This window comes from Acetobacter senegalensis, from assembly GCF_001580995.1.
Classification (GTDB): domain Bacteria; phylum Pseudomonadota; class Alphaproteobacteria; order Acetobacterales; family Acetobacteraceae; genus Acetobacter; species Acetobacter senegalensis.
This window is the reverse complement of sequence record NZ_LHZU01000096.1, coordinates 1-22,768: the sequence shown is the minus strand read 5'-3', so window position 1 is coordinate 22,768 and position 22,768 is coordinate 1. Positions and strand designations below refer to the sequence as shown.

The 22,768-nt window shown below is 58.8% G+C and carries 17 protein-coding genes; 10 read left to right on the top strand and 7 right to left on the bottom strand.

The annotated features are described in order from the left end of the window. Nucleotides 1-200, top strand: a 200-nt coding sequence (locus AD948_RS18490; protein ID WP_211264421.1) for a hypothetical protein, incomplete at its 5' end; no start/stop codon positions are given. A 486-nt stretch (nucleotides 201-686) separates the two neighbouring features. On the opposite strand, the gene AD948_RS02870 is transcribed toward AD948_RS18490, so the two are convergent. From AD948_RS02870 to AD948_RS02860, 3 genes are all read right to left on the bottom strand, one after another. Then, entirely contained in the window at nucleotides 687-1,700 is a 1,014-nt protein-coding gene (locus AD948_RS02870) for a serine hydrolase domain-containing protein (protein WP_169797377.1), read from the bottom strand. A 467-nt stretch (nucleotides 1,701-2,167) separates the two neighbouring features. Further along, complete coding sequence (locus AD948_RS02865) at nucleotides 2,168-3,277, bottom strand: glycerophosphodiester phosphodiesterase (RefSeq protein WP_061470553.1); 1,110 nt, start codon at nucleotides 3,275-3,277, stop codon at nucleotides 2,168-2,170. Nucleotides 3,278-3,287: 10 nt separating this feature from the next. Then, a complete protein-coding gene (locus AD948_RS02860) occupies nucleotides 3,288-5,759 on the bottom strand; it encodes a TonB-dependent receptor (protein WP_061470560.1) in 2,472 nt (823 codons plus the stop codon). A 390-nt stretch (nucleotides 5,760-6,149) separates the two neighbouring features. Here AD948_RS02860 and AD948_RS02855 point away from each other — a divergent pair, with 390 nt between their 5' ends. Next, nucleotides 6,150-7,604, top strand: coding sequence for an NAD-dependent succinate-semialdehyde dehydrogenase (locus AD948_RS02855; RefSeq protein ID WP_058987237.1), 1,455 nt, complete (start codon nucleotides 6,150-6,152; stop codon nucleotides 7,602-7,604). Between the two features lie 266 nt (nucleotides 7,605-7,870). Here the strand turns inward: AD948_RS02855 and AD948_RS02850 are convergent, their stop codons facing one another. Beyond that, the gene (locus AD948_RS02850; protein WP_035379859.1) at nucleotides 7,871-8,329 is read right to left on the bottom strand and encodes a DIP1984 family protein; all 459 of its coding nucleotides are present in this window, start codon (nucleotides 8,327-8,329) and stop codon (nucleotides 7,871-7,873) included. Nucleotides 8,330-8,966: 637 nt separating this feature from the next. On the opposite strand from AD948_RS02850, the gene AD948_RS02840 reads away from it, so the two are divergent. From AD948_RS02840 to AD948_RS02830, 3 genes are all read left to right on the top strand, one after another. Then, entirely contained in the window at nucleotides 8,967-9,746 is a 780-nt protein-coding gene (locus tag AD948_RS02840; RefSeq protein WP_006559132.1) for an AraC family transcriptional regulator, read from the top strand. 288 nt (nucleotides 9,747-10,034) lie between these two features. Beyond that, nucleotides 10,035-12,248 carry a TonB-dependent siderophore receptor gene (locus AD948_RS02835; protein WP_061470549.1) on the top strand — a complete coding sequence of 738 codons (2,214 nt, stop codon included), beginning with the start codon at nucleotides 10,035-10,037 and terminating at the stop codon, nucleotides 12,246-12,248. Between the two features lie 178 nt (nucleotides 12,249-12,426). Next, nucleotides 12,427-13,584: an aldo/keto reductase gene (locus tag AD948_RS02830; protein WP_061470548.1), complete on the top strand. Its 1,158-nt coding sequence runs from the start codon at nucleotides 12,427-12,429 to the stop codon at nucleotides 13,582-13,584. 102 nt (nucleotides 13,585-13,686) lie between these two features. Here AD948_RS02830 and AD948_RS02825 read toward each other — a convergent pair whose 3' ends face one another. Further along, nucleotides 13,687-15,909 carry a TonB-dependent receptor gene (locus AD948_RS02825; RefSeq protein ID WP_061470546.1) on the bottom strand — a complete coding sequence of 741 codons (2,223 nt, stop codon included), beginning with the start codon at nucleotides 15,907-15,909 and terminating at the stop codon, nucleotides 13,687-13,689. A gap of 75 nt (nucleotides 15,910-15,984) precedes the next feature. Further along, nucleotides 15,985-16,581 (bottom strand): DUF2946 family protein, encoded by a 597-nt coding sequence (locus tag AD948_RS02820; RefSeq protein ID WP_061470544.1) that lies wholly within the window; start codon nucleotides 16,579-16,581, stop codon nucleotides 15,985-15,987. Between the two features lie 328 nt (nucleotides 16,582-16,909). On the opposite strand from AD948_RS02820, the gene AD948_RS02815 reads away from it, so the two are divergent. From AD948_RS02815 to AD948_RS02805, 3 genes are all read left to right on the top strand, one after another. Continuing rightward, nucleotides 16,910-17,974: a TonB family protein gene (locus tag AD948_RS02815; protein ID WP_061470558.1), complete on the top strand. Its 1,065-nt coding sequence runs from the start codon at nucleotides 16,910-16,912 to the stop codon at nucleotides 17,972-17,974. A 106-nt stretch (nucleotides 17,975-18,080) separates the two neighbouring features. Then, nucleotides 18,081-18,662 (top strand): acyl-homoserine-lactone synthase, encoded by a 582-nt coding sequence (locus AD948_RS02810; protein WP_006559140.1) that lies wholly within the window; start codon nucleotides 18,081-18,083, stop codon nucleotides 18,660-18,662. Nucleotides 18,663-18,709: 47 nt separating this feature from the next. Next, nucleotides 18,710-19,462 carry a helix-turn-helix transcriptional regulator gene (locus AD948_RS02805; protein WP_006559141.1) on the top strand — a complete coding sequence of 251 codons (753 nt, stop codon included), beginning with the start codon at nucleotides 18,710-18,712 and terminating at the stop codon, nucleotides 19,460-19,462. Here AD948_RS02805 and AD948_RS02800 read toward each other — a convergent pair. Then, complete coding sequence (locus AD948_RS02800; protein WP_061470541.1) at nucleotides 19,459-20,931, bottom strand: cryptochrome/photolyase family protein; 1,473 nt, start codon at nucleotides 20,929-20,931, stop codon at nucleotides 19,459-19,461. The genes AD948_RS02805 and AD948_RS02800 overlap by 4 nt on opposite strands. A 587-nt stretch (nucleotides 20,932-21,518) precedes the next feature. Here AD948_RS02800 and msrB point away from each other — a divergent pair. Together msrB and AD948_RS02785 are read left to right on the top strand one after the other, a co-directional pair. Then, nucleotides 21,519-21,950, top strand: coding sequence for a peptide-methionine (R)-S-oxide reductase MsrB (gene msrB, locus AD948_RS02790; RefSeq protein ID WP_405055314.1), 432 nt, complete (start codon nucleotides 21,519-21,521; stop codon nucleotides 21,948-21,950). Between the two features lie 257 nt (nucleotides 21,951-22,207). After that, nucleotides 22,208-22,600, top strand: coding sequence for a DUF4112 domain-containing protein (locus AD948_RS02785; RefSeq protein WP_006559145.1), 393 nt, complete (start codon nucleotides 22,208-22,210; stop codon nucleotides 22,598-22,600). Nucleotides 22,601-22,768 lie beyond the last annotated feature (168 nt).

Genomic DNA, 22,768 nt, shown 5'->3' with positions numbered 1-22,768 from the left:
TCACGCTCTCACGCTCTCACGCTCTCACGCTCTCACGCTCTGATGATCTGATGATCCGTGTGTGGCAAAGGCGTGCGGGCTTTCTCTATGTGCAGGAGGGTTACATAGGAGCGGAGGGACAGCAGGCGTTGGTCGCCAGCGCGAACGGCGTCGGAAAATCCAGCCTGTCGGTAGCGTGCGCTTTGCCGTCTAGTGGATAGTGCAAAAGGACGCCCGGTGAGCTTGCTTGCCGCCATGGGAGGCTCGGCGCCAACGGGCTGGTGTAGAACGGCATCAACCCGGAATGGTCCGCACTCTCCCGAGGCCGTTGCGTTGTGCGACGGCACATTATGCTCTCTGCTTCCTCACGGTCGCCTTGCTCTCCAGACATCATCATTCTCAATGATCCCGAAGTCAGTCAGCCATTCCCTTACTTCGAGCCCCCGCGCGATTGTCAGTTCGGCTTCCCCGTTCGACGCAGAGTGTTTCGATTTTTCACAGCGAGCGTTTGATCGATGCTTTTTGGGCCGAGGTGAGCCTGTGTGAAATCCGTCTCACCCAACAACCGGAAGAAGCGCATATCCGTGGGCAGGCGCGGTCCTTTGGGGTTTGCCCTAAACATCAAAGGGCGGGGTGCGTAGCATTCTCTTTCCGGTTTTTCTTGTGCTCGGAAAGAGAATTGGGCTCTCACATACAAGGGGCTGCGTCTAAGGCGTAAGCATTGCGTAGCCAAGCCATTTCAGGGAAAGCGGGTTTATGCCAAGTGTTGCCTTGAGTAATGAGGGCGCAATGGCCAACCCATTCTGACTATTGGTAAAATACACCATGGCATCATGATGTTGCAGGTCCATGGCGACAAACGCCTTGTAAAAAATGTTGTCTCCCCAATGCCAGAGATAGGAGTGACCGCCTATACGCTCTATCCCCCAACCCAGCCCCCAGAATAGCGTGGGGGAGGGCGGTGCTGGTGGTTGATCCGTGCAGTAGGTGCAGAGCATGGTGAGCGTGCTTTGGGGGCTTTCCATCATCCGCAAAGTGGCTGGCTTCAATCCTTTTCCATCAAGAACGGCCTTTAGAAAAAGCGCGTAGTCCTCGGCTGTTGTCTGGAGGCTATAGGCCGCATTGCCTGCGCTTTCAAAAGGATCATGCGGCGCGCCAGTGTCATCATATCCTTTGGCCGTTTCAGGAACGGTGTGGGAGACAAACGTGGAATGGACCATGCGCAATGGCCCGAAGACACGGTCCTGTGCACTATCCGCTAACGGTTTTTTCTCAATATATTCGATAACTTTTTGAAGATACACATATCCTTCGCCAGAGTAGCTGAAGCGCTCGCCGGGCTGGAAATGGATTTTCAGTTGCCCACCATGGGGTCGCCAGTCAGGAAAGCCAGTCCTGTGGCTGAGCACAATACGCGCCGTGATGGATTTCAGCCTTGGGTCATCCGTAATTTCGTTCGGCCAGTACTGAAACAGGGGCGTATCAAGATCAATTTTTCCTTCATCACTCAGTTGCAGAACAATATAGGCAAAAACAGGCTTGCTGAGAGAAGCCGCGCTAAAAAGCGTCTGAGCCATTACAGGCGTGTTTTTCTCTTTGTCCGCAACGCCAAATTCATGCGTCCATTGAATTGCGTTATTGTGAATGACTGCAATGGAAAGCCCCGGTATGCCCGCTTTTTTCATCAAAAGCGGACTATCCTGCATCAATGTGGCGGGCATATTTGGCTCAGCCAAACACATTGCGGGGAGAGCAAAAAGAAACATCGCCGCGCCAAAGCCCGAGGCAACCTGTTTCAGGGAAATGCGATGACCTGTCTTTCTGATTATGCCCATGCTTTTACCCCGTCCGCCCTTTTTCTTTCATCCTTTGCGGGGCAGTTTCAACCATTTTTACCTCGTTATGAAAGTAAAAAGAAAGAAGGCAGGGTGCGGCCCTACTCACCGCTGTACCAACAAGTTGGGGCCACGTTTACTTCTGCATGGTCTGCGCAGGAACTTTGGAAAGACCTACGTTAGAAATCCATCCCCGCTTGAAGGAAAACATAACGCCCGATGACATTCTGGGCATATAGCGCCAGATCGGTCCAGCATCCTGACTGTAAGTGAAGGGGGGCCTGCGCTACAAAAAAAGGCCACGGAGCAAAGATGCTTTCCGTGGCCTTGGTGGCGGAACAGGTTTTCAGGGTTCAGATACGGTCCACAGCCTTGCGGCCGATAGCGGGATCATCGGTGAAGAACCCGTCCAGCCCCATATCCAGATAGCGCCGTATTTCGGCTATGGAGCTATCGACGTTGCGGGCGGCGTCTCCCTCATTATTCCGAAGCTGGCGCGGCAGGAACTTGTTTTCTGGGCGGCAGGTATAGGCATGCACCAGCAGGCCTGCCGCGTGAGCATCATCTACCAGAGTGGTTGGTTCCTGCCATGCCCCTTGTGCGTCACGCGGGATAAGGTCTGTCAGGGAGGGGCCGATGACATCAGCATAGGTGCGGATATCTTTCAGCCCTTCCGGTTTCATCAGATCACCAAAGGTCGTTTTCTGTCCTTTGGCAGCAAGATCAGGCGGGGTCTGGTTGCGTTCGCCCATCAGGAACATCAGCCGTGCCTGCGGGTTGATGGTTTTTACGGCGTCTTTCAGGCGGCGCAGGTTTGTTGTTTCAAATGACTGCACTTCAAGCGGCGCGAATTGGGTGTAACGGTGTGCGGCAAGAATGCGCAGGAAAGTGGCTTCCGGGTCAAACCCCAGCGCATGGAAATGCGTGGAATTCTTTACTTCGGGTATCAGGCCAATGACGCGGCCCCGTGCGGCGGATTCCGCCGCCACGAAGTCGATCATTTCCTCAAAGGTGGGAATATCAAACTGGCCATTATAGCGGGTGTTGTGCACGCGCAGGGTGGCAAGCCGTTCACGCGCGCGCAGCGTTTTGAGTTCCGCCAGCGTGAAATCCGTGGTGAACCAGCCCGTCTGCTGCCGGCCATCAATGCTCAGGGTGCGGCGGCGGTTGGCAAAGTCCGGCCTGTCTGCAACATCCGTGGTTTCGGCAATATTGCTTTCGTGGCGGCAAACCAGAATACCGTCCTTGGTTGGCACAAGGTCTGGTTCTACAAAATCAGCACCATCTGCAATGGCTTTTGCATAGGACGCCAGCGTGTGTTCCGGGCGCTGGGCAGAGCAGCCACGGTGGGCGAACACAAGCGGCTTTGGCACCAGGGACGGAGCCGCCCAGCTACGGGTGGCGCCCAGAATGCTGGCCGCGCATGTGGCGGCCAGAACAGAGCGGCGGGAGTAATCGGCCATCAGGAGCCCCTTAGAACGTTGCGCTGAGTGTAAGGAAATACATGCGCGGCGCAATGGGGAAAGCCGTGTACTGGCCGGAGGCGTTAGTGGTGTTCAGGGTGGACCAGCCTTTTTCGTTCGTCAGGTTGGTGATGTTGCCCTGCACCCGCAGGGAGCGGATGTGCGGAATACCCTTGATGTCATACCCAGCGTTCAGGCTGAACAGGGCATAGGGGCTGGCGTGCAGATCATTGGTGAAGGTGGTGTAGCGTTTGCCAACCACATCGCCAATAAACTGTGCATCAAAATTACCCCAACGGGTGGAGGCTACGAATTTTTCTGTCCAGTTGGGCACGCCCGCCACGTTTCTGCCAGCGGTATGCACCACCGCCGTGCCGTTCATGTAGTTATCGTTATAAACGGATTTGTTGTAGGACAGAGCGTTATAAAATGAAAAATGCGGCCCGAACTGCGCAGTGAAGGAGAAATCCATCCCATCGGTAGAGACGGAGCCCACGTTGGTCAGTGTGGTGGCGCTGCCCACAATGGAGGAAAGCGTCTGGGTGGATGCCACGGCTAGCAGACGGTTTGAGAAGTGAACGTGGTAATATTCAAGCTGGCCGCTGATGTTGGTCAGCGGGCCCGCATTCAGGTGGCGGTTGGTCCGGAAACCTGTTTCATACGTCCAAGAGGTTTCAGGTTTGCCGTGCTTTTTGAATTCTTCAAACGCGGCCTGGCTGGTGACACCCCACGGGGTGGCGTTGCCATACCCTGCGGCTTCAAAAGACCGCATGTTTTCCTGAATGTTGGCAAACCACTGCTCATGCGGGGTGATGTTCCACAACGCACCAAAGGCGGGCAGGAATGGCTTGACGGAGGCAATGGTGCCACCCGGAACGGTGATGGCCGTTGAGGGAGACAGAGAACCCGGAAGCCCCGCCACCGGCAGCGTGCCGTTGGTGTAAACCAGTTCAGACTTGAACCCGGCATTCAGCGTGAAGTTCTTTGAAATCTTCCACGTATCCTGCAGATGCGTGGTCCAGGTGTTGGTGTAGAAATAGTTGGTGTACTGGTTGATTAAGGCGTTCTGCTGGCGATCATACGGGGTGGTGGGGTTGTTCACGTCAAACGGATACCACCGCCGCGCCTGCGTGTTGTTGTTGCGTTCATACCAGCCGCCCAACTCGATGGTATGCTTGCCAACACGGTAGTGCAGCGTGCTGGTGATACCGCCGCGGTTATCCCAGTATTCGGTCGTGCGGGTGGCCATGCCGGAGCCGCCAAACACATCTGAAAGCTGAGAGGAAGACTGGTTGGGGAAGTAGGCCGAGAACAGTGTGGGCAGCCCGGCTGCCGTAATGGGACCTGCCACAACACCTTCACCCAGATCATGATGATAATAGATGTTGGTGTCCCATTTCAGGTTGTCACTGAAATCATGGTGCCAGTTGGCATACATCAGGTAATCCTGACGCTGCGCGGCGGAGTAATAGTTGCGGTAGTTCAGGCCGGAAGACGTATAGGCCGAAGAATTCTGATAATATTTGATGGCTTCATTCAGGTTGGGATACATGAAGGGCCGCACATACAGCGATCCTCCGTTGGGCATGACAATACCGTCTTCGTTCGGTTCAACCTTGTCAGACCAGTCGAAAAACACACTGATTTTGTTTTTCTCGTCCTGATGCACAAATTTGGCGTTAACCTGATTGCCGCCTTGGTGGCCTGCAAAATCCCACGCGCGGGCGTCCTGCCGCGCCCACGAAACGTAAGCGGAGTTGCCGTTGCCAAAGTCACCCGTGTCGATACGGGCAAAGGTGCGGAAGGTGGACCAGCTACCAAAAGTCTGGCTCAGCTGGCCGCCCAGTTCATGCCGCGGGTCTTGCGATGTGAATTCAAGCGTGCCGCCAAGGTTACTGGTGGAGGCCGTGCCCAAAGCGCCCGCACCGGTGGAGACGGATGCAGAGCCTACGTTTTCACTGATAACGGCGCGCTGGGGGGAAAGGCCGTTATAGTTCCCGTAATCCTGATCACCCAGCGGAATGCCATCAAGCGTGTAACCAAGCTGGTTTTTGGCAAAACCGTGAATGAAGAGAGAGGAGTTCTGCTCGTTATTGCCCCATGGGTCTGCGTTGTTGAAGACCACGCCGGGGAGAATCTGAAGGGATTTGATCGGGTTGATGCCAGGCAGGGTGCGCTGCATCTGGATGTGGCCCACCGTCTGCTCGGACCGGCTGTGGCGGCCGGTGGCAATAATCTGTTCTTCCGCACTGGCGTGGGTCGCCTTGCGTGCGCCACCAGTCTTGCGCGGGGTAACGGCTGCGGGTGTCGCGGCCACAGGGGTGGCGGCAGGGGCTGCCGGGGTAGCCGTCGGGACCGCCTGCGCCGCATGGCGAGACGTATGATGCGTTTTGGAGGGGGTGGCCGCATGGGCCACGGAGAACGCCAGTGGCGAACAGAACAACCACAGAGCTGTGCGACGGGGGGAAGACAGAAAGTGCATGAAAATGCTGTGCCCTGGATGGTTAGAAGCCACTGCTTCATAAAAATGAAACCCGCTGAATAAGAGTGACACTTTTATGAAAAAGGCAGTTTCGCGCGGGTGTGCGGCGTTCGTGTCACAGTCACGTCATGAAAAAAGTGGAAAAGTCATTCCGGGGTTGACAGTCGGAACGGGAAGATTGGTTGCGCGTTGTGACTCCATCCGGGCCACGTGATGTTGCCGGAGGAGCAGGCACGTCCGGCTTATGGAAACCCCGGACGGTTTCCCGTGCTGCGCCGTGGCGTACCTGCAGACGGGTGCCCGCTTGCATCTGCGGGCTGATGGTGCTCTCTGCTAGTGCCAAAAGGCGGCGTCATGGTGGCTCGCTTGTCCAGATTATGAGAGATGCGCATGTCAGATGAATTCTTGAACGTACAGCTTCTGATATCCGGCAAATGGCGGGACGCCGAGGGCGGCCGTACCCTGCCGGTGCAGGACCCCGCCACCGGGGAGGAGATCGGCAAGGTGGCGCATGCCTCCAAGGCAGATCTGGCGCAGGCGGCTGAAGGCGCGGCCAAAGGGTTTGACGCCTGGCGCGCCCTTACGGCGTGGGATCGGTTTGTGATCATGCGCAAGGCGGCCGATCTGCTGCGTGAACGCGCCCAGAGCATTGGCCGGATCATGAGCCGGGAGCAGGGCAAGCCGCTTGAGCAGGCTATTCTTGAGATCAAGGGCGCTGCCGGTGTCATTGAATATTTTGGTGAGGAAGGCCGCCGCCTGAATGATGTGCTCATTCCGCCGCGTGTGCGCCATGTAGAACAGCGCGTGTTGCACCGGCCTGTTGGCGTGGTGGCGGCGTTTACACCGTGGAACTTCCCCATCAACCAGATTGCCCGCAAACTGGGCGCGGCGCTGGGCGCGGGTTGTGCCGTGATTGTAAAGGCACCGGAAGACACCCCGGCATCCCCCGCTGAACTGCTGCGGGCGTTTCTGGATGCAGGCGTGCCGGAAGGGGCCGTCTCTCTGGTGTATGGGGACCCGGCTGAAATCTCGGAGTATCTGATTGCGCACCCGGTGGTGCGGAAAATCTCCTTTACCGGCTCAACGCCGGTGGGCAAGCATCTGGCGTCTCTGGCTGGTGCGCAGATGAAGCCCGTCACCATGGAACTGGGTGGCCACGCGCCGGTTATTGTCTGCGCGGATGCGGATCTGGATGTTGCGGCCGAGCGGCTTTCTGCTGCCAAATTCCGCAATGCCGGGCAGGTGTGCATTGCCCCCACGCGCTTCCTGCTTGAAAAAAGCATTGCCCCGGCGTTTGTGGAAAAGTTCCAGGCCCGCATGAACAGCCTGAAAATTGGCCGTGGCGTGGATGATGGCGTGACCATGGGCCCGCTGGTCAACCCGCGCCGGGTGAAAGCCCTGGAAGGGTTGGTAGAAGATGCCCGCGCCAAAGGCGGCAAGATCTGGCAGGCTGAAACGCCCCTGCCCAACGAGGGCTGCTTCTTCCCCCCCACGCTGGTGCTGGACCCCAACCTGTCCATGCGCGTGATGCAGGAAGAACCGTTTGGCCCGCTGGCCATTGTATCTGAATTCACGGATCTGGCAGATGCGGTAAAGGAAGCCAACCGCCTGCCTTACGGTCTGGCAGCCTATGCCTATACCCGTAACGAGCGCACGCAGCGCCTGCTGGGCGAGGCCGTGGAAGCCGGTATGGTGGCTATCAATCACCATGGCATTGGTGTGCCGGAAGTGCCGTTTGGCGGCATGAAGGATTCCGGCTACGGCACGGAAGGCGGGCCGGAAGCCCTGCGTGCCCACACCATTCTCAAGCTTGTGTCCAGTCAGCACGTCAAGGCGGATTTCTGATCCACGCTGCATGCAGTGCAATAAGGAAGGGGCGGTCTTCGGGCCGCCCTTTTTTGTGTCCCCGTACCCACCCTCACTGAAAAAGCAGAAACCTGTTCATGGTTGTAAACTGTGAGCAGTGCTCTGTTCTGGTGTGCTCGGTGCAAGGCATGCGGTGTGTTCGGATTTGAACCGCAGGCGGCCCCTCGCCATCCCAGGAGTCTCGGTCTAACCCTTCCGAGGGGGTTGAACACGCTTTTCTGTTTCTCAGTTACCGACGGCGCGTATCATAGCGTCATAAGGTCCACCGTCCAGTTGGCGGACTGGATTTTCACATCAAGATCCCGCAGGTCACGCGAGAGTTTGTCTGCCTTCTTCTGCAGGGCCGCCACGTTCATGGTCGGCACAAACCGGATTTCAGAACGTGTCTGGGCCGCACGGGTGACGGTTGCGGCACTGGCAATGTCCTGCACCACGCTCACCAGCGCGCGCAGGCGGTCACGCTCGGCCAGTGCGTCTGTCATGGTGCCGCTTTCAAACGGGGTATGAGCGTTTGTGTGGTTGATGGCGCAGATCAGGGTGCGCAGTTCCAGCGCGCTTTCTTCATACTGGGTCAGAAGGGCGTTGGGGTCTTCTGCCGGGTGCTCTCCCTCCTGCACCAACGTATTCCGTTTGATGCGTGCATGAAGCTGCCCCTGCCGCTTCTGAAGATCTCCACGCAGAACAAGGGCTTCAGCAAGCTTCATCAGGGTATCCTTTCCATTTTGTAAGCCACGCTATGCTGGGCTGAGGTACCTTTGCAAGCATTCCGGCTCGTCACGTTGGGGCGGATTCTGGGGGAACAGAGCAGGTGTATGGCAGCCAATTCCCCAGTTGTGGGGCCGTGGGTAAAACTGCCCTATGGGATGCGCGGGATGGTTTCACGTGAATCATATAGGCCGATCCCGCCGCGTTGCGTGCTGTGGCAGAGGTCGTTTTCGGGTGTGGCTCAGACCGACCACGCAGTTCCTCTTTTTGGAGCGCGGAGGTTCACGGTCTGGCTCCCTGTACCGAGCAAATAGCGGGGAGGGGGCCGTCAGAAACAGTGCTTATGTATGTTATAAAGCAAAGGCAGAAACCGAACCCTTGTCGCCGCTTCAATGGGGTGGCCGGGCCGGATGCTGCCAGGCAGGTGCGGAGTGTGCGGCGCGGTTGGTTGGGTCTTCCCAATCGGAAGTGAGGGCTTGGGATGGGGACAGAGACGCGTCTGTCCTCTGAATGGCGGAATGGCCTTGGCAGAACGCTGGCAACGCATGATAATCCGCCCGACGAACGCTGATGAGGCACGGGCTATTTTTCTCTCGCTGGACATTTTTGCCACCATACGGGTTGGATTGTAGCATCATGAAACGCACGGCTGATCTTCCGCGCCATCCCCCGCCTGTTGTGGGCTTTTCGGATTGCTATGTTGGCGGCTTTGTGGATGGCTTCCACACGCATGACCGCGGGCAACTCTCGGTGTTTCAAGCCGGGACGGTTACGGTCAATACGCAAACCGGCAGTTTCGTGCTCGGCCCCGGTCAGGGGATGTGGATTCCCGCCAACACGCTTCATGAAGCCACCTGCCGGACCGATCTGGTGTTTCAGGTTATTTATGTTGATCCGTCTCTTATTGGGGCAGATCTTGCGTGCAAGATGTTTGATGTCTCCTCCCTCATGCGCGGGCTTGTGGATGAGATCATTGCCATGCGGTTTGATTTCACCATGGATGAGCGCATGTCCGCCATCGCCCGGCTGCTGGTTGATGAAATAGGCCGCGCACCCCGCATTGCCGAGCGGGTGCTTTTTCCGATGGACCACCGCCTGCGCCGGGTGTGTGAGGCTATTATCGCCCAGCCGGGGGACTGCCACGATATTGACCACTGGGCACGGGAGGCAGGCATGGCGCGGCGTACGTTCACCCGCCTTTTTCAGGTGGAGATGGGCATGGGGTTTGCCGCATGGCGGCGCAGGGTGCGTGTGATAGAAGCCGCATCCCGCATTGCGGCTGGCCAGTCGATCGCGGAAGTTGCGTTTGATCTTGGCTATGAGAATGCCGGCAGCTTCAGCACCATGTTCCATCGCACCTTTGGCGTTGCGCCCAGCACGCTACGCTTTGGCTCAGCACCGCTATCGCGCCCCTGAAACAGAGGGCGCGTTGACCCGCAGCCCAGTGGCGGGGCTGTTTCTGCTGAGTCTCCAACCACCATCCCAAACCTAATCTTTACGCTCATACCCTATGCCGGGTTCCCGTCTCGGGCAGCCCCGATATCGGCGATCAGGCAGAATGTGCTCGCATTCGGGCCAAGGACGGGTTCGTTGCTTGATGCTCCTTCCAAACGCCGTTATGTGCGCAACTAAGTATCATTCTTAAAAACAGATATCCATCACCTCCCCGCCTGCGGGAGCAGTTGGTCATGAAACGAGTTGGGTATGCAGCGCAGCAGGATCATCTATACGCTTCTTTTTTTCTTCGCCCTGAATGATACGGCTATGGCGGCTGATCAGGAGAAAAAAAGCAACGAGGTTCAGGAAACCGGAACCGCTCCGTCCGGAAAACACGCGACCGGAAAGGCAAAAAAGCGCGGCACAGAGTCAGAACAGGTTGAAGTGCGGGGCCGTAAAAGCTCAACCATTGCCTCTGCCGCCACAAAAACAAATACGCCCCTCGTCGAGACAGCGCAGTCTGTCAGCGTCATCACGCGGGACGAGATGGATACGCGTGGTGTGCTGACCCTTAATCAGGCCGTGCGCTACACCGCAGGTGTCACTGCTGATACACGTGGTGGGGAAGGGACACGCTATGATCTTTTTGATCTGCGCGGCTTTACCGTACCAACCTTTCTTGATGGGCTGAAATTTCAGGATAGCCCGACGGGTTTTGCTGTAGCCCAGACCGATACCTTCCGCCTGGAGCGTGTTGAACTTCTCAAGGGGCCCGCATCCGCCCTGTACGGGCAATCCAGCCCCGGCGGTCTGACCGCGTTATCAAGTAAATTGCCGACAGATCAACGGTTTTATAGAAGCGTCAACACAACAGGCGGCATGTTCGACCTCTACCGTGTTGATGCTGATGTTGGCGGTTTTGCAACAAATGATGGTCAGGTGCGCTACCGGCTTTATGGCACCGTGAATGGGCAGCATACACAACTGAGCAAGACGGGAAGCAGACGGTTCAGCATCAGCCCCTCCTTTACATTCGGGGGAGACGGACCAACCACCCTGACACTGTTGGGGAATTATCAGTACGACCCGGAAAGTGGTTCCTATGGCGGTCTGCCGCTGGTGGGGTCTCTCAAGCGGGCATCCTATGGTTTCCTGCCGCGCAATTTTTATGATGGTGATGTGCCTTCAGAAAAATTCAACCGCAGGCAGGGGGCCATTACCTATATCTTCAACCATCGCTTCAATGATGACTGGAGTTTCAGCACGCGGGGCCGGTATGATGATATCCGGACCATATACCGCAGTGTTTATAATAATGGCTATTATGACAGTGACGACGGCACCAGTGGCCAGATGCTATCCCGCTCTGCCTACGGCACGCAGGAGCATACCTATAACCTGGCGTTTGACAGCCAGTTCAAGGGGCATGTGCGCACCGGCCCGCTGAGCCATACGTTGATGTTCGGGTTTGACTACATGCAGCAGAAGGCAAGGGATGCGGAAGCCTACGCCGATGCGCCTGATCTGGACGTGCTGCACCCCGATTATCACATGGTCATTCCCAATCTGGACCCTTATCTGAAATACGTGACCAATTCCCACCAGATTGGTGCCTATGGGCAGGACGAGCTTCGCTGGAAACGCTTTATTGTAACTGGCAGTATCCGTAACGACTGGTACCGTTCGCGTCAGATCGAGTCTATTAACCAAACTGATACCCGGCAGAATGCCAGCCAGATTACATGGCGTGCCTCTGGCCTCTATCACTTTGATTTCGGCCTTGCGCCCTATATCAGTTACTCCACGTCCTTCCAGCCGCAATCGGGCAGTGTCTCCAATAATGGCGGCACAACAGAGCATCAGGCCAGTCCATCCATTGGCAAACAGCTTGAAGGGGGGCTGAAATATCAGATTCCTGGAACATCTGTTTTGCTGACAGCCGCTGGTTTCCATATCGAGCAGAGCAATGTGCTGGTTTCCGTTCCCAACACGGGTTACAGCGTACAAAGCGGGCTGGTTCATTCGGACGGGTTTGAGTTTGAAGCCCACGCGGAACCCTTCCGTAACCTGATGCTGACGGCCGCCGTCAGCGTCCAGAAGGTGAAGGATGACTCAACCGGAAAACCCTTGATCCAGTCGGGCAAGGGAAATGCCTCCCTGTTTGCGTTCTACACCATGCCGTCTGGGTCTCTCAAAGGTCTGGGTTTTGGTGGTGGCATGCGCTATTCGGCAAAGGCCTATGGTGGGGAAGCCACTTACGGAAGCGTGTGGCTGCCGCAATATGCCCTGTTTGATGCCTCCGTCAGCTATGATCTTTCAAACCTCTCCCACTCGCTTCGGGGGTGGAAGGCGTCAGCAAGTGTGCGCAACCTCTTTGACCGGCATTATATCGCCAACTGCTTTGCCTATGGGTCTGATGGACAATACTGCTATTACGGAGAACGCCGCAACGCACAGGCCAGCATAGGGTACAGTTGGTAAGTCTTTTCTGAAAACAGCCATTTTCAAAACAATCTGCTAATGGGCAGCGCGCGGTCTTTATGAAGGCCGCGCGCTTTTGCCGTTGGATGGCATGATTTTCTGACCATCATGCGTTGATCGTATCGAACCATCATCGAGAGAAAGCATTAAAAGACCATACAGATGATGTGAGGACGCGATGACAGCTACCAGACGCACTCTGCTCGCCCTGTCTGCTCTGGGGGGTGCCGCGGCCCTGATGCCCCGGTCGGGGCAGGCGCAGGGTACCCAGAACCCGGGCGATGTCACACCCACCATGGGGCGCGTGACACGCAACGCACTGCCGCTCAATGTAGCGCAAACAGGCCAGCGCTTTCGCCCTCCCACACGTCTGGGCCTTGGCGGGGTGCCGATCGGCAATGGCTTTGCAGCGTGCTCGGATGAGGAGGCTCAGGCCGCACTGGCAGCGGCGTGGGAGGCTGGCGTTCGCTATTTTGATACGTCACCCTGGTATGGTCTGGGGCTGAGCGAGCGGCGTTTCGGTCATTTTCTGCATACGCGGCCACGGGATGAATTTGTGCTTTCCACCAAGGTGGGGCGCCTGCTGACAGCCGCTCCTCAACCACCTGCTGGCACCATGTGGCATGACCCATCCCCCTTTGCCTATCGCTATGATTACAGTGCGGACGGTGTACGGCGCTCGGTGGAAGATAGTTTGCAGAGGCTGGGTCTTTCCCGGATTGATATTGTCTATATTCATGACCTCTCGCCTGAGAACAAGGACATGGGGGAGCAATGGACAACCTATTTCGATCAGGCGGCCAAAGGCGCCATTCCCGCATTGACCAAAATGCGGGAGGAAGGGCTGATCAAGGCGTGGGGGCTGGGGGTAAATACGCCGCAGGCTGTTCTGCGGACCATTGAGATTGGTGATCCGGACATTGTTCTGCTGGCAACGCAGTATTCGCTCTTCCGGTATGATGAGGCACTGGCGCACACATTGCCCGCCCTTGCGCCGCGCGGCATTTCGGTTGTGGTGGGGGCACCCCTGAACGCAGGCTATGCGGCGGGGCGTGATCGGTATGACTATCAAGCGACCATCCCGGCCGGAATGGCGCGCAAGCGGTCAGCAATGCAGGCTATCGCCAAACAGCATGGGGTTGATCTGCGTACGGTGGCGCTTCAGTTTGCGGCGGCGCATCCCGGTGTGGCCGCCGTTATTCCGGGGGCCCGCAATGCGGCACAGATGCAGGCCAACGCGCGCTCCATGGAGGTCTCAATTCCACCCGCGTTGTGGGATGACCTCAAACAGAAAAAGCTGATTGCACAGGCCGCACCGGTGCCAGCATCCTCCTAATATCAGGTGGAGGTGGAACCGGGGCGGTGCGGGGCTGCCGTAAAGGCGGTTTCACTCTCTGCCTGCGGGTTCTTTCTCCGCGCAGGCAGGGAAGGTGTGGCTTCAGAACGTGGCGGAAAGACTCACGTTGAAGGAGCGACCCATGCCCGGCAGGGCGCGGGTGGTGCCGATATAGCGTGTATCGCCCAGAGAGAGACCACCCAGCGGCAGGTAGTAGGGCTGGTTGAGCACGTTATCAATTCCGGCATCCAGCGTCAGCATCTTCCATGTGTAGCTGCCGCCAAGGTTCAGCAGGGCATAGCCTGCGGTGCGGGGTTCGCCGCGCAACCAGTCCACCGTGTCCTTGGGTTTGACAAAGTTCATCTCCACCCGGCCGGTCCAGTGGCCAACCGTTTCATGCACCGCCACCGTGCCGTTAAGCGGCATCATGTGGTACAGGCCGGAATGCGTGACCTCATCCTGCCCACGCACCCAGTTGAGCACGCCGGTGACTTCACCCTTGCCGTATTGTGCCGTGTCCCACAGCGTGTAATGGCCGGAGGCGTTAATGCCGTAGGTCTGGGCATTGTGGTTGGCAAATTGCAGCAGATGGTGCCCGTTGGAGAAGGTGCTCAACTGCACCACGTTGATGTAATTATGCACGTAGCTGTAATAGGGCTGCACCGTCAGGCCCCAGCGGTTGGCGGCAGTGGGGTCATGCCAGTCCAGCGTCACGCTGGCCGTGTTGGCGATTTCTGACTTCAGATCCATGTTGCCCACATAGCCGTTGCCATCGCCAAACCAGCCGATCATGCTGGAAGACATGGTGCCACGGCCCCACGCATAGCGTTCATACAGGTTGGGCGCGCGGGATTTACGGGCGTAGCCGCCTTCCAGCGTAAAGCTGTCTGTTACCTTCCAGCGGGCCATGGCGGTGACATCAAAGTTCACATCCGTCCGCCCCCGGTTGCGGGCGTTGAAGGCGCGGGCGGCCATGGCGTCCGTCATGTTCATCATACCGGTCCAGGAATAGGGGGCCACGTCTCCCGTGTTCATCATGATCAGATCATTGCGGAACCCCAGCAGGGTGGAAACGCGCGGCGTCCAGTGGGCTTCCCACTCGGCATAGTGGCCCAGCCGGTCGCGGTGGCCGTTATTGATGTTGTGGTAGGTGTCCGGCCCCATCATCATGCTGCCTTGCAGCGGCGGCCACCAGTCATTCAGCCCCACATGGTCAAACCCGCTGCCCAGTTTGAGCGTGTGGAAACGCCCCAGCGGAATGGTGGCCTTGAGCGAATAACCGGCCAGACGGGAGTCATTGTTCATGGGCATGCCGGTGGTGGCGGAATGGCCGCCCTTGTCCGCCAGCATGTCCATGGCGTGGGTAATGCGCTGCCAGTAGCCACGGGCTTCAAACGTGCCCCAGTCAAATGATCCGGTATATTTGCCGTTTACAAAGGTGGAGCGGTTGTTGGTCATGTCCATATACTGGTTGGCAAAGCCCTCACGCGGGGTATCCTGCTGCCCCACGGTAATGGCCACCAGATGGTTGTCCTTGTGCAGGCCCACCGTTACGGCGTGATTATAGGTCAGGTAATTGGTGGAGTGCACGGTGCCCATGCCCGCGCCCCCCCGATAATTGCCGGACTGATCATAAGAACCCGTATAGCGGATGCTGAGCAGATGATTGGCAACCGTGACAGAACCTGAAGCCCCGTAGGCCCCGCCATTGCTGCGGTAGGTACCGCGCACCCGGCCTGTCACAAGAATTTTTCCCTTGCGGGCAAAGCGTGGGTCTGCCCGTTCCACATCAATGGTGCCGCCCAGACTGTCGCCCCCGCTGCTGACAGGGGTCAGGCCCGCAATGCTGGTGGCAGTCTGCACGCTGTCCGGATCAATGTAGGAGAGGGCGGGGTTCATGTGGTTGGGGCAGGCGGGGGAGATGCGCACGCCATCTACAATAGTGGCGACGCGATCATCCGCCATGCCGTTCAGCACGGGCAGATTGGCCAGCCGCCCGCCGCCATAGGAACTGAACCCCGGCTGGTTACGGAACAGCGAGGACACATCCGGGCTGGAAAGCCGGGACATGCGCTGCGAGCTGGCATCGGGCGAGGACGCTGTCAGCGGGGCATCGGAGAGGGAGGTTTCCTCTTCCTCATCCGTTGAGATATCCAGCCGGGGCAGGGTGACAACAGAACTGCCAGAGGCCGCGTTGCTCTGGCTGGTGCTGACCTGCGCAGCCGTTGTTTGCGCCTGCGCGGCGGAGATGGTGGGGGCCGCGCACGCCGCGGCAATAACCCACGCCCACGCCGGTACGCGGCGTGGGTTGATAAGCGTGATCATAAGAACAATCCTGAAAACAAAGCGTGCAGAACCCTTTTCCGGTCATGGGGCCGGAAGGGCGCGAAGAAGCTTTGTTCAGGCAGGAGGCCCGCGTGAGGGCGGCAGGCCAAGCGGAACGCTGGGCGGTGCGCGTGGGGTAGAGGCATGGCTGCCGCGCCGCATCCACCGCAGAACGGGCGGGGGCACCAGCAGTACGGCCATGGGGAGCGCCGCAGGCAGCGAGAGCAGCGGGCAGAGCGGACACCCCTCCGCCCCATGATGATGGTGGCCGGAATGCGGCTGGGTAGATTTGCCCGCCATGGCCGCAGCCATGTGGTGGGCATGCGCGGCCATCATATGATGGTGCTGGGTCGTGCCCCCTCCGGTGGACTGGCCTACCGCGCCTTCTGGCGAGGCAAGGCCCGAACCCTTCTGCCCAATGCCAGACGATGCGGGGCCAGACGATGTAGGGCCAGAGAACGCTGCGCCAGTGGGCGTTGCGTCCAAGGCTTCGTCGGGCGCGGAGAGGGAAGCGGCAATATCCACGCCCAGAAGGCGGGCTATGGTGGCGCGGGGCAGTTCATCCGGTTGCGCAAAGCTCTGAAGGGCGAGCAGGCCGAGAAAGCCCACCAGTGTCACCACCACCAGCGGCCATTTCAGCAGCGTATGCAAAGGGTGGGTGGTGCGGGCCATCAGAGCAGCCGGAACTCCTGTCTGTGCGGGCCATGGTGGGCTGGCCCAAAGGTGGGGCGTGGCTTTGCTTTATTTGTCTGTGAGAGGCTTTGTGTCAAACGTGTGACTGCCGCAAAAGTGATCTTTCTGATTGAAGGCGGCGGCCAGAGGTATAAAACCACGGGAAAAGCCCACACAGACCACGCAGAAAACGGGCGGAAAACAGGCAGACACGCGCACAGGGCGGCATGAGCGGCAAGGAGTCGCAGCCGTTTGGGCGCTTGGGTGTATCTGCCTTGCGTTGTGGGTATGGGCGGTTCAGGACCAAAGGATAAAGGAACGCGGACGGGTGAAACCGCACGGCAGACTGGGGCAGGATGACGGTGCATTAACGCCAGACGTGCGTGCGCCGGAAATCTGTCCTCCTTTGGCACCGCCGGAGGGGGCCGTGTTCTCTGCCCGCCAGAGCCGGACCAGCCGGGTGTGGAGTCTGGCTCTTCTGGCGGCAGTGGCGGGGCACGGGGTGATTACAGCCTGCCTGCTGGTGACATTGCACCCCAGACATCCGCCTGAAGCACCGGGGCAGAAAGCTGTGGAGATGGTGTTTGAATCTCCGGCCAGCAGGCCCGCCAGCGCCGCGAACCCCGCTTCTGTGACGCCGCAGCAGGAACCGCAACCTGTTCCCGCTCCATCTCCTGAGCAAGCAGAGCCGCTCAGTGTGCCTCCTGCGGCTAACCTCACTCATGCCGTGCAGCCCCCTGAGATGACGCTGCCAGATGAGGCGCTTGCTTCCCCGCTGGAAGCGCCACCCACGCCAGCGGATGCACCGCCCGTACCGCCCATGACCGATATCTTGCCGCCTGTGAGTGTGCCTGGGCCTGTTGCCGCGCGGCAGGTCGCTCCCGCACATGAGCACCGGCCTTCCGCTCCGTCTTCTCCAATGCCAATGCCCCACAAGGCGGCTGTGCCACCCCCACCCAAGGCCGGTCCGACTTCGCATTCTCCGGAGGGAGCGACACCTCCTGTTTCCGCTTCTGCTCGGGTTGCGGCCAGTCAGGTTCAGTCGGCTGCTGCGGCGTCTTCACCTCCGGCGGCTCAGGGCTCTGCTGCTGTGCAATCGGCGGCGGCATCGGTGGCGCATGTGGCCAAAGGGAGCGGGGCGCGCACGCTCACCTGCACTCCACCGCAGACGCATTATCCCCCCATGGCCCGGCATCTGCACGAAGAAGGAGAAGGCGTGGTGGAGGTTACTCTGGCAGCAGACGGGGGCATCGCCGCCACTCGACTGGTGCAGAGTACCGGCTATGATGATCTGGATGCGCAGGCACTGGCCGCTGCCCATGGGTTGCACTGTGCCGCACCGGCGTCCGCCCCCATGGTGGGGCGGATTCCGGTCGGGTTTCATATTCGTTAGCGTAGAAAATAAAGTTTTTTTTACTGCTATGTGTCGTGTTTGATACATTGAGCCCCCATCCCTGTGCAGTATAATGCCCCCGATTTCGATCAGGGGCGGCAGGCTCATGGTGTACACATTCTCATACGCGCAGCGGCATCAGTATGCAGACGCATATAACAAGATGATGCAGGCCCGTGGCCGGGGCGGGGAATGGTATGATGCGGGGTCTTCTCTTCTGAACCGTCCGGAAGAAGATGTGTTCGACCGCGAATACAACCCGCTTTATATTGTCTCCCTGAATGAGCAGGGGGAGCATGCAGCCTCTCTGCGGGTGTTGCCCACCACCGGCCCCACCATGTTGCGGTGTGATTTTCAGGCCTGTTTTGAACCGTGCCCGGATATTGCCAGCGCCCATGTGTGGGAGTGCAGTTGCCTGTGTGGCACAGCGGACAGCACCAGCCCGGCGGGCCGCGCCACCACCATTGAGACCTCCAAAACGCTGTGCCGCATGGCGTTGGAAAACGGTGTGCAGCAGATTACGGGCATTTACGGCAAGAGCATGATGCGTCTGTTCCGCCGTATCGGGTGGGAGCCCAACATTCTGGCGCAGACCCCTGCGGAAGAAGGCGCGTTGTGCCTTGGGCTGTGGGATGTCTCATCGTTGGCGCTGCGCCATATGGCGGAACGCCAGATCCTGCCGTTTTAAACGCTGAACCAACGCAGCAGCCGCGCCCGGCTGCACCGGAGATCCTGATGTTGAAAATGAAGTCGTCCTCCCGTCAGATGCGGCCCGTGGCGTTGCAGGATATGCTCACAGCAATCACGCAGGCGGCTTCCTTGCAGGACCTGGATCATGTTGTCGGCACGCTGCCGCAAAAGGGTGGCCTGTTTCACGTGGTTTATCACTATCTGGGAGATTTGGGGCCAAAAGTGGCAGATCTGCCACCGGGCTTTGCCACCTACCCCGAGGAATGGGTGACACGTTATCTGCAACAGGATTATGCGCAGGTGGACCCCGTTGTGCGCAGGGCGAGGGAGAGCCTGCTGCCTTTTGAATGGCGGGAATTGAATGTTGAGAGTGCCGATCAGCAGAAACTGCTGAATGACGCGCGGGATTTTGATCTGGGGCAGGCAGCCCTCAGCCTGCCGGTGCGCGGTGTGGAAGGGCAGAACGCCCTGTTTACCATTACCAGCACAGACCCGGGCGCTTTTGCCGGGCCAAACCGGATGGCCTATGTGCGTGATTATCAGGCCATAGGCGTGTATCTGCATGAAGCGTTTGTCCGGCTGACCCGTTTGGCGCAGGAGTCCGCGCTGGAACTCTCCCAGCAGGAACGGAACTGCCTGAAGCTGGCGGCTGATGGTCTGCTGGGCAAGGACATTGCCCATTACCTCAAACTGCCTGAGGCAGCGGTGCGCCTGTATCTGCGCATCGCCCGGCACAAACTGGCCGCCACCTGCACCGGCAGCGCGGTCACGATCGCGCGTCAGCAGGGGCTGATCTAGCGGCCACTTTCCTTGCGGTCAGGCAGGTTTTTCCAGCATTCCAGCGCAATGCCACGCGCCAGTTTCAGATCAACAACGGGGTTGGGGTAGCTTTTGCCGGGGGTGAAGCCAATCTGGCGGCACAGGCTGGCATCTGCCTTCCATGGGGTGTGGATCAGCTTGTCGGGCATCTGGCGCAATTCCGGCACCCATGTGCGGATATACGCGCCTGTCGGATCAAATTTTTCAGATTGCCCCACCGGGTTGAAAATACGGAACCAGGGTGAGGCATCTATGCCCGTGCCAGCACACCATTGCCAGTTCATGGCGTTCTGGGCCGGGTCTGCATCCACCAGCCGGGCCTGAAACCATTGCTCGCCTTCCCGCCAGTCTGTCAGCAGATGTTTGGTCAGGAAAGAGGCCACAACCATGCGTACGCGGTTATGCATCCAGCCCGTGGCGTAAAGCTGGCGCATGCCCGCATCCACCAGCGGATAACCGGTCTGGCCCTGCTGCCAGGCAGCAAGCAGGGCGGGGCTTTTCTGCCATGGCATATGGTCAAATTCCGGGCGCAGATTGCGCCATGCCAGATCAGGTTCATAAAAAAGCTGCATCCAGGCAAAATCCCGCCAGCCGAGTTCACTGAGAAATTTCTCGGCGTTTTCTGCCAGAGCAGGCGTTGTGGCGGCAGTGCTGACGGCGTGCCATACCTGCCGTGCGGAGAGCAGCCCCGCCCGCAGATAAGGCGAGAGGCGGGAGGTTGTGTCCTTGTCCGGCCGATCATGTTCCTGAATGTAATGGGCCAGATTGTCTTCTACAAAAGTCGTCAATGTGTCCTGCGCATCGGCTTCCGTGCAGGGCCAGTCGGCTTCCGCAGCATTCGCTCCTGCGGGAAGCGGAGGGACCGGAGGCAGGGTGCGCAGGGTCAGCGCCCGTGCATCGGCCGGTAAAGGGGCAAAGGTGATCTGCCGGGGGGCAGGCAGGCAGCGTCCGGGGTCGCCCATGGCGCGGGCGGCTTTCCACCATGCGGTGAACACGCGGTAAGGCGTTCCGGCCCCGGTGCGGATGGTCCATGGTTCATGTAAAAGCCGTGCGGCGCACGACTGGACGCTTATTCCTTGCTGCTCAAGCCGGGCCTTCAGGGCTGTATCCTGCGCTTTGCCTGTTGGGTCGTAACGGCGGTTCCAGAAGACAGTGTCCACACCTGCGGCTTGTGCAAACTCCGCCACAACATCCGGTGTGTGGCCGGAAAGATGGTGCAATGTGCCGCCTTTTTCAGAAAGAGCTTCAGCAAGGGCCGTGCAGGCCTGCGCCAGCCACCAGCCAATTGCACCGCCTCGCGTGGTTTCGGGGTCATGCACATACACGCAGAGAACGGGCTGCCCCGTAGTGCAGGCTTCGGAAAGGGCTGGATGATCCGCCAGCCGGAAATCATCCCGAAACAGCACCAGAACAGGAGACACGGAGGGGTGGGTTTTTTCTGCACTCATGCTGCCAGAGTGCCCGCAAGGCCGCAGGCTGACAACACCGGGCCGGAAAAGCAGGGGCGTGGGCCCAAGGCGGATGGGCGGGACGGTATCAGAAAAACACTATCGACCTATCCTCTGCCTGCTTCAGAAAACCACCTGCCGGAGATGACTGGCTGCATGAGGGAACGGAGAGGGAGGCAGGATGGCCACGGGTGCGCATGGGGGGCAGGGGAACACAGGCAGGTTGGTATGCGTTGCACACCTGACAGCCGCAGACCGCGATGGCAGCATGTTCGGCCATGCCCCGGCCTGCCGTGTATGCGTCAGGGTGTCGGCAGTAGGGCCACAGCGGCGTTTCTTGACTGTGGCCCCTGAGGATTTGAAAGGCCAGCGGAGAACGCTGTCAGGTCAGTCTGGCGGTTTTTTTTGAGGCTGAAGGCGTTGGATTTCTATCCCGATGATCCCACATCGCGCTTTCAAGTTCGCCGTTCCAGTCTCGACACTCTCTCGTCTTCCCTCGGGCGCTGGCTTTTCACACAGCCTCTTATAAGATGGCAGCAACACCGGCGGGTAGCCGCGATATAAGAATGCAAAAAGGATTTTCAGACATGGCAGTTTCAGATGAGGTCACTCCACGCAAGGCGGAAAGCTGCACGCCAATGGGTTGCGGCCCCCGTGAGCCCCTGACGCCAGATCAGGAGCGTATTCTGCGTCAGCATGGCACGGAACGCCCCGGTTCCAGCCCGCTGAATGATGAAAAACGGGCGGGCGTGTATCACTGCGCCGGGTGCGGTAAGGCGCTTTTTGTATCTGACACCAAATATGAAAGCGGTAGTGGCTGGCCGTCCTTTTTTGCACCGATTGAAGGTGCGGTGGAAACCACGCGGGATACGCGGCATGGCATGATCCGCACGGAAGTTCATTGTGCTGCCTGCAAGGGGCATCTGGGCCATGTCTTCCCCGATGGGCCGCCCCCCACGGGCGAACGCTATTGCATGAACGGGCTCGCGCTTGATTTTCATCCGGCGGAACAGCCCTGATAGGTCTGCCCCGGCTTTCAATGGGGAGGGGCAGCCCCCTGCAAGGGTAAGGGCTGACGGGGCAAAAGGGCGCGGCGTGTGCCCTTTCTTCTGAACCGAACCGGAAGCGGAATCCTCTGGTGCAATGCCATAGAGTGTGCCGTTTTTGGGGGTAAAGGATGCCCTGCGACAGGAGCGGTAAAAGCGAGAGCGGCGTCTCACTTTTGCCGGTGAAACGCCCCTTGAAATGCTGGGCTTCCTCGCCCATTTGCATGAGTATGACATACGCTCATGCGACGACCGGAAACGGTTTTGCTTCCTCTTCCAGTGCGGATACAGCCCAGCGCCTGCGCCGTGTGCAGCGGCTTGCGTGGTTGCTGGATGCCGCATTCCGCGTGCCGGGAACACGGTTCCGGGTCGGTGTGGATGCCGTGGTGGGACTGCTGCCGGTGGGTGGCAGCGTCATCATGGGGCTGGTCTCCCTCTATATCGTTTGGGAGGCATGGCGCATGCGCCTGCCAACCGCAGTGCTGGGCCGTATGGTTGCCAACATTGTGCTGGAAACAATGGTGGACACCGTGCCAGTGGCGGGTGATCTGTTTGACGCAGCCTTTAAAGCCAATCTGCGCAACGTGGCGCTGATGGAACAGGCACTCGGCCTGCGCAAGTAAACCGCCCAGACGTGTTTCTCGCGTGAGGAATAACGTCTGAAAAAAGTGCCACCATCGCTACATTGGCGATGGTACACTCAGCTAAAGCAAAGTAGCGTTTCCACGTCACACGTCACACGTCACACGTCACACGGCACACGGCACACGGCACACGGCACACGGCACACG

Coding starts and splice junctions, on each gene's coding strand:
- AD948_RS02810 (WP_006559140.1), top strand. CDS start 18,081: ATGGTGTACACATTCTCATACGCGCAGCGGCATCAGTATGCAGACGCA.
- AD948_RS02860 (WP_061470560.1), bottom strand. CDS start 5,759: ATGCACTTTCTGTCTTCCCCCCGTCGCACAGCTCTGTGGTTGTTCTGT.
- AD948_RS02800 (WP_061470541.1), bottom strand. CDS start 20,931: ATGAGTGCAGAAAAAACCCACCCCTCCGTGTCTCCTGTTCTGGTGCTG.
- AD948_RS02805 (WP_006559141.1), top strand. CDS start 18,710: ATGTTGAAAATGAAGTCGTCCTCCCGTCAGATGCGGCCCGTGGCGTTG.
- AD948_RS02865 (WP_061470553.1), bottom strand. CDS start 3,277: ATGGCCGATTACTCCCGCCGCTCTGTTCTGGCCGCCACATGCGCGGCC.
- AD948_RS02870 (WP_169797377.1), bottom strand. CDS start 1,700: ATGCCCGCCACATTGATGCAGGATAGTCCGCTTTTGATGAAAAAAGCG.
- AD948_RS02820 (WP_061470544.1), bottom strand. CDS start 16,581: ATGGCCCGCACCACCCACCCTTTGCATACGCTGCTGAAATGGCCGCTG.
- msrB (WP_405055314.1), top strand. CDS start 21,519: ATGGCAGTTTCAGATGAGGTCACTCCACGCAAGGCGGAAAGCTGCACG.
- AD948_RS02840 (WP_006559132.1), top strand. CDS start 8,967: ATGAAACGCACGGCTGATCTTCCGCGCCATCCCCCGCCTGTTGTGGGC.
- AD948_RS02825 (WP_061470546.1), bottom strand. CDS start 15,909: ATGATCACGCTTATCAACCCACGCCGCGTACCGGCGTGGGCGTGGGTT.
- AD948_RS02785 (WP_006559145.1), top strand. CDS start 22,208: ATGACATACGCTCATGCGACGACCGGAAACGGTTTTGCTTCCTCTTCC.
- AD948_RS02835 (WP_061470549.1), top strand. CDS start 10,035: ATGCAGCGCAGCAGGATCATCTATACGCTTCTTTTTTTCTTCGCCCTG.
- AD948_RS02830 (WP_061470548.1), top strand. CDS start 12,427: ATGACAGCTACCAGACGCACTCTGCTCGCCCTGTCTGCTCTGGGGGGT.
- AD948_RS02855 (WP_058987237.1), top strand. CDS start 6,150: ATGTCAGATGAATTCTTGAACGTACAGCTTCTGATATCCGGCAAATGG.
- AD948_RS02850 (WP_035379859.1), bottom strand. CDS start 8,329: ATGAAGCTTGCTGAAGCCCTTGTTCTGCGTGGAGATCTTCAGAAGCGG.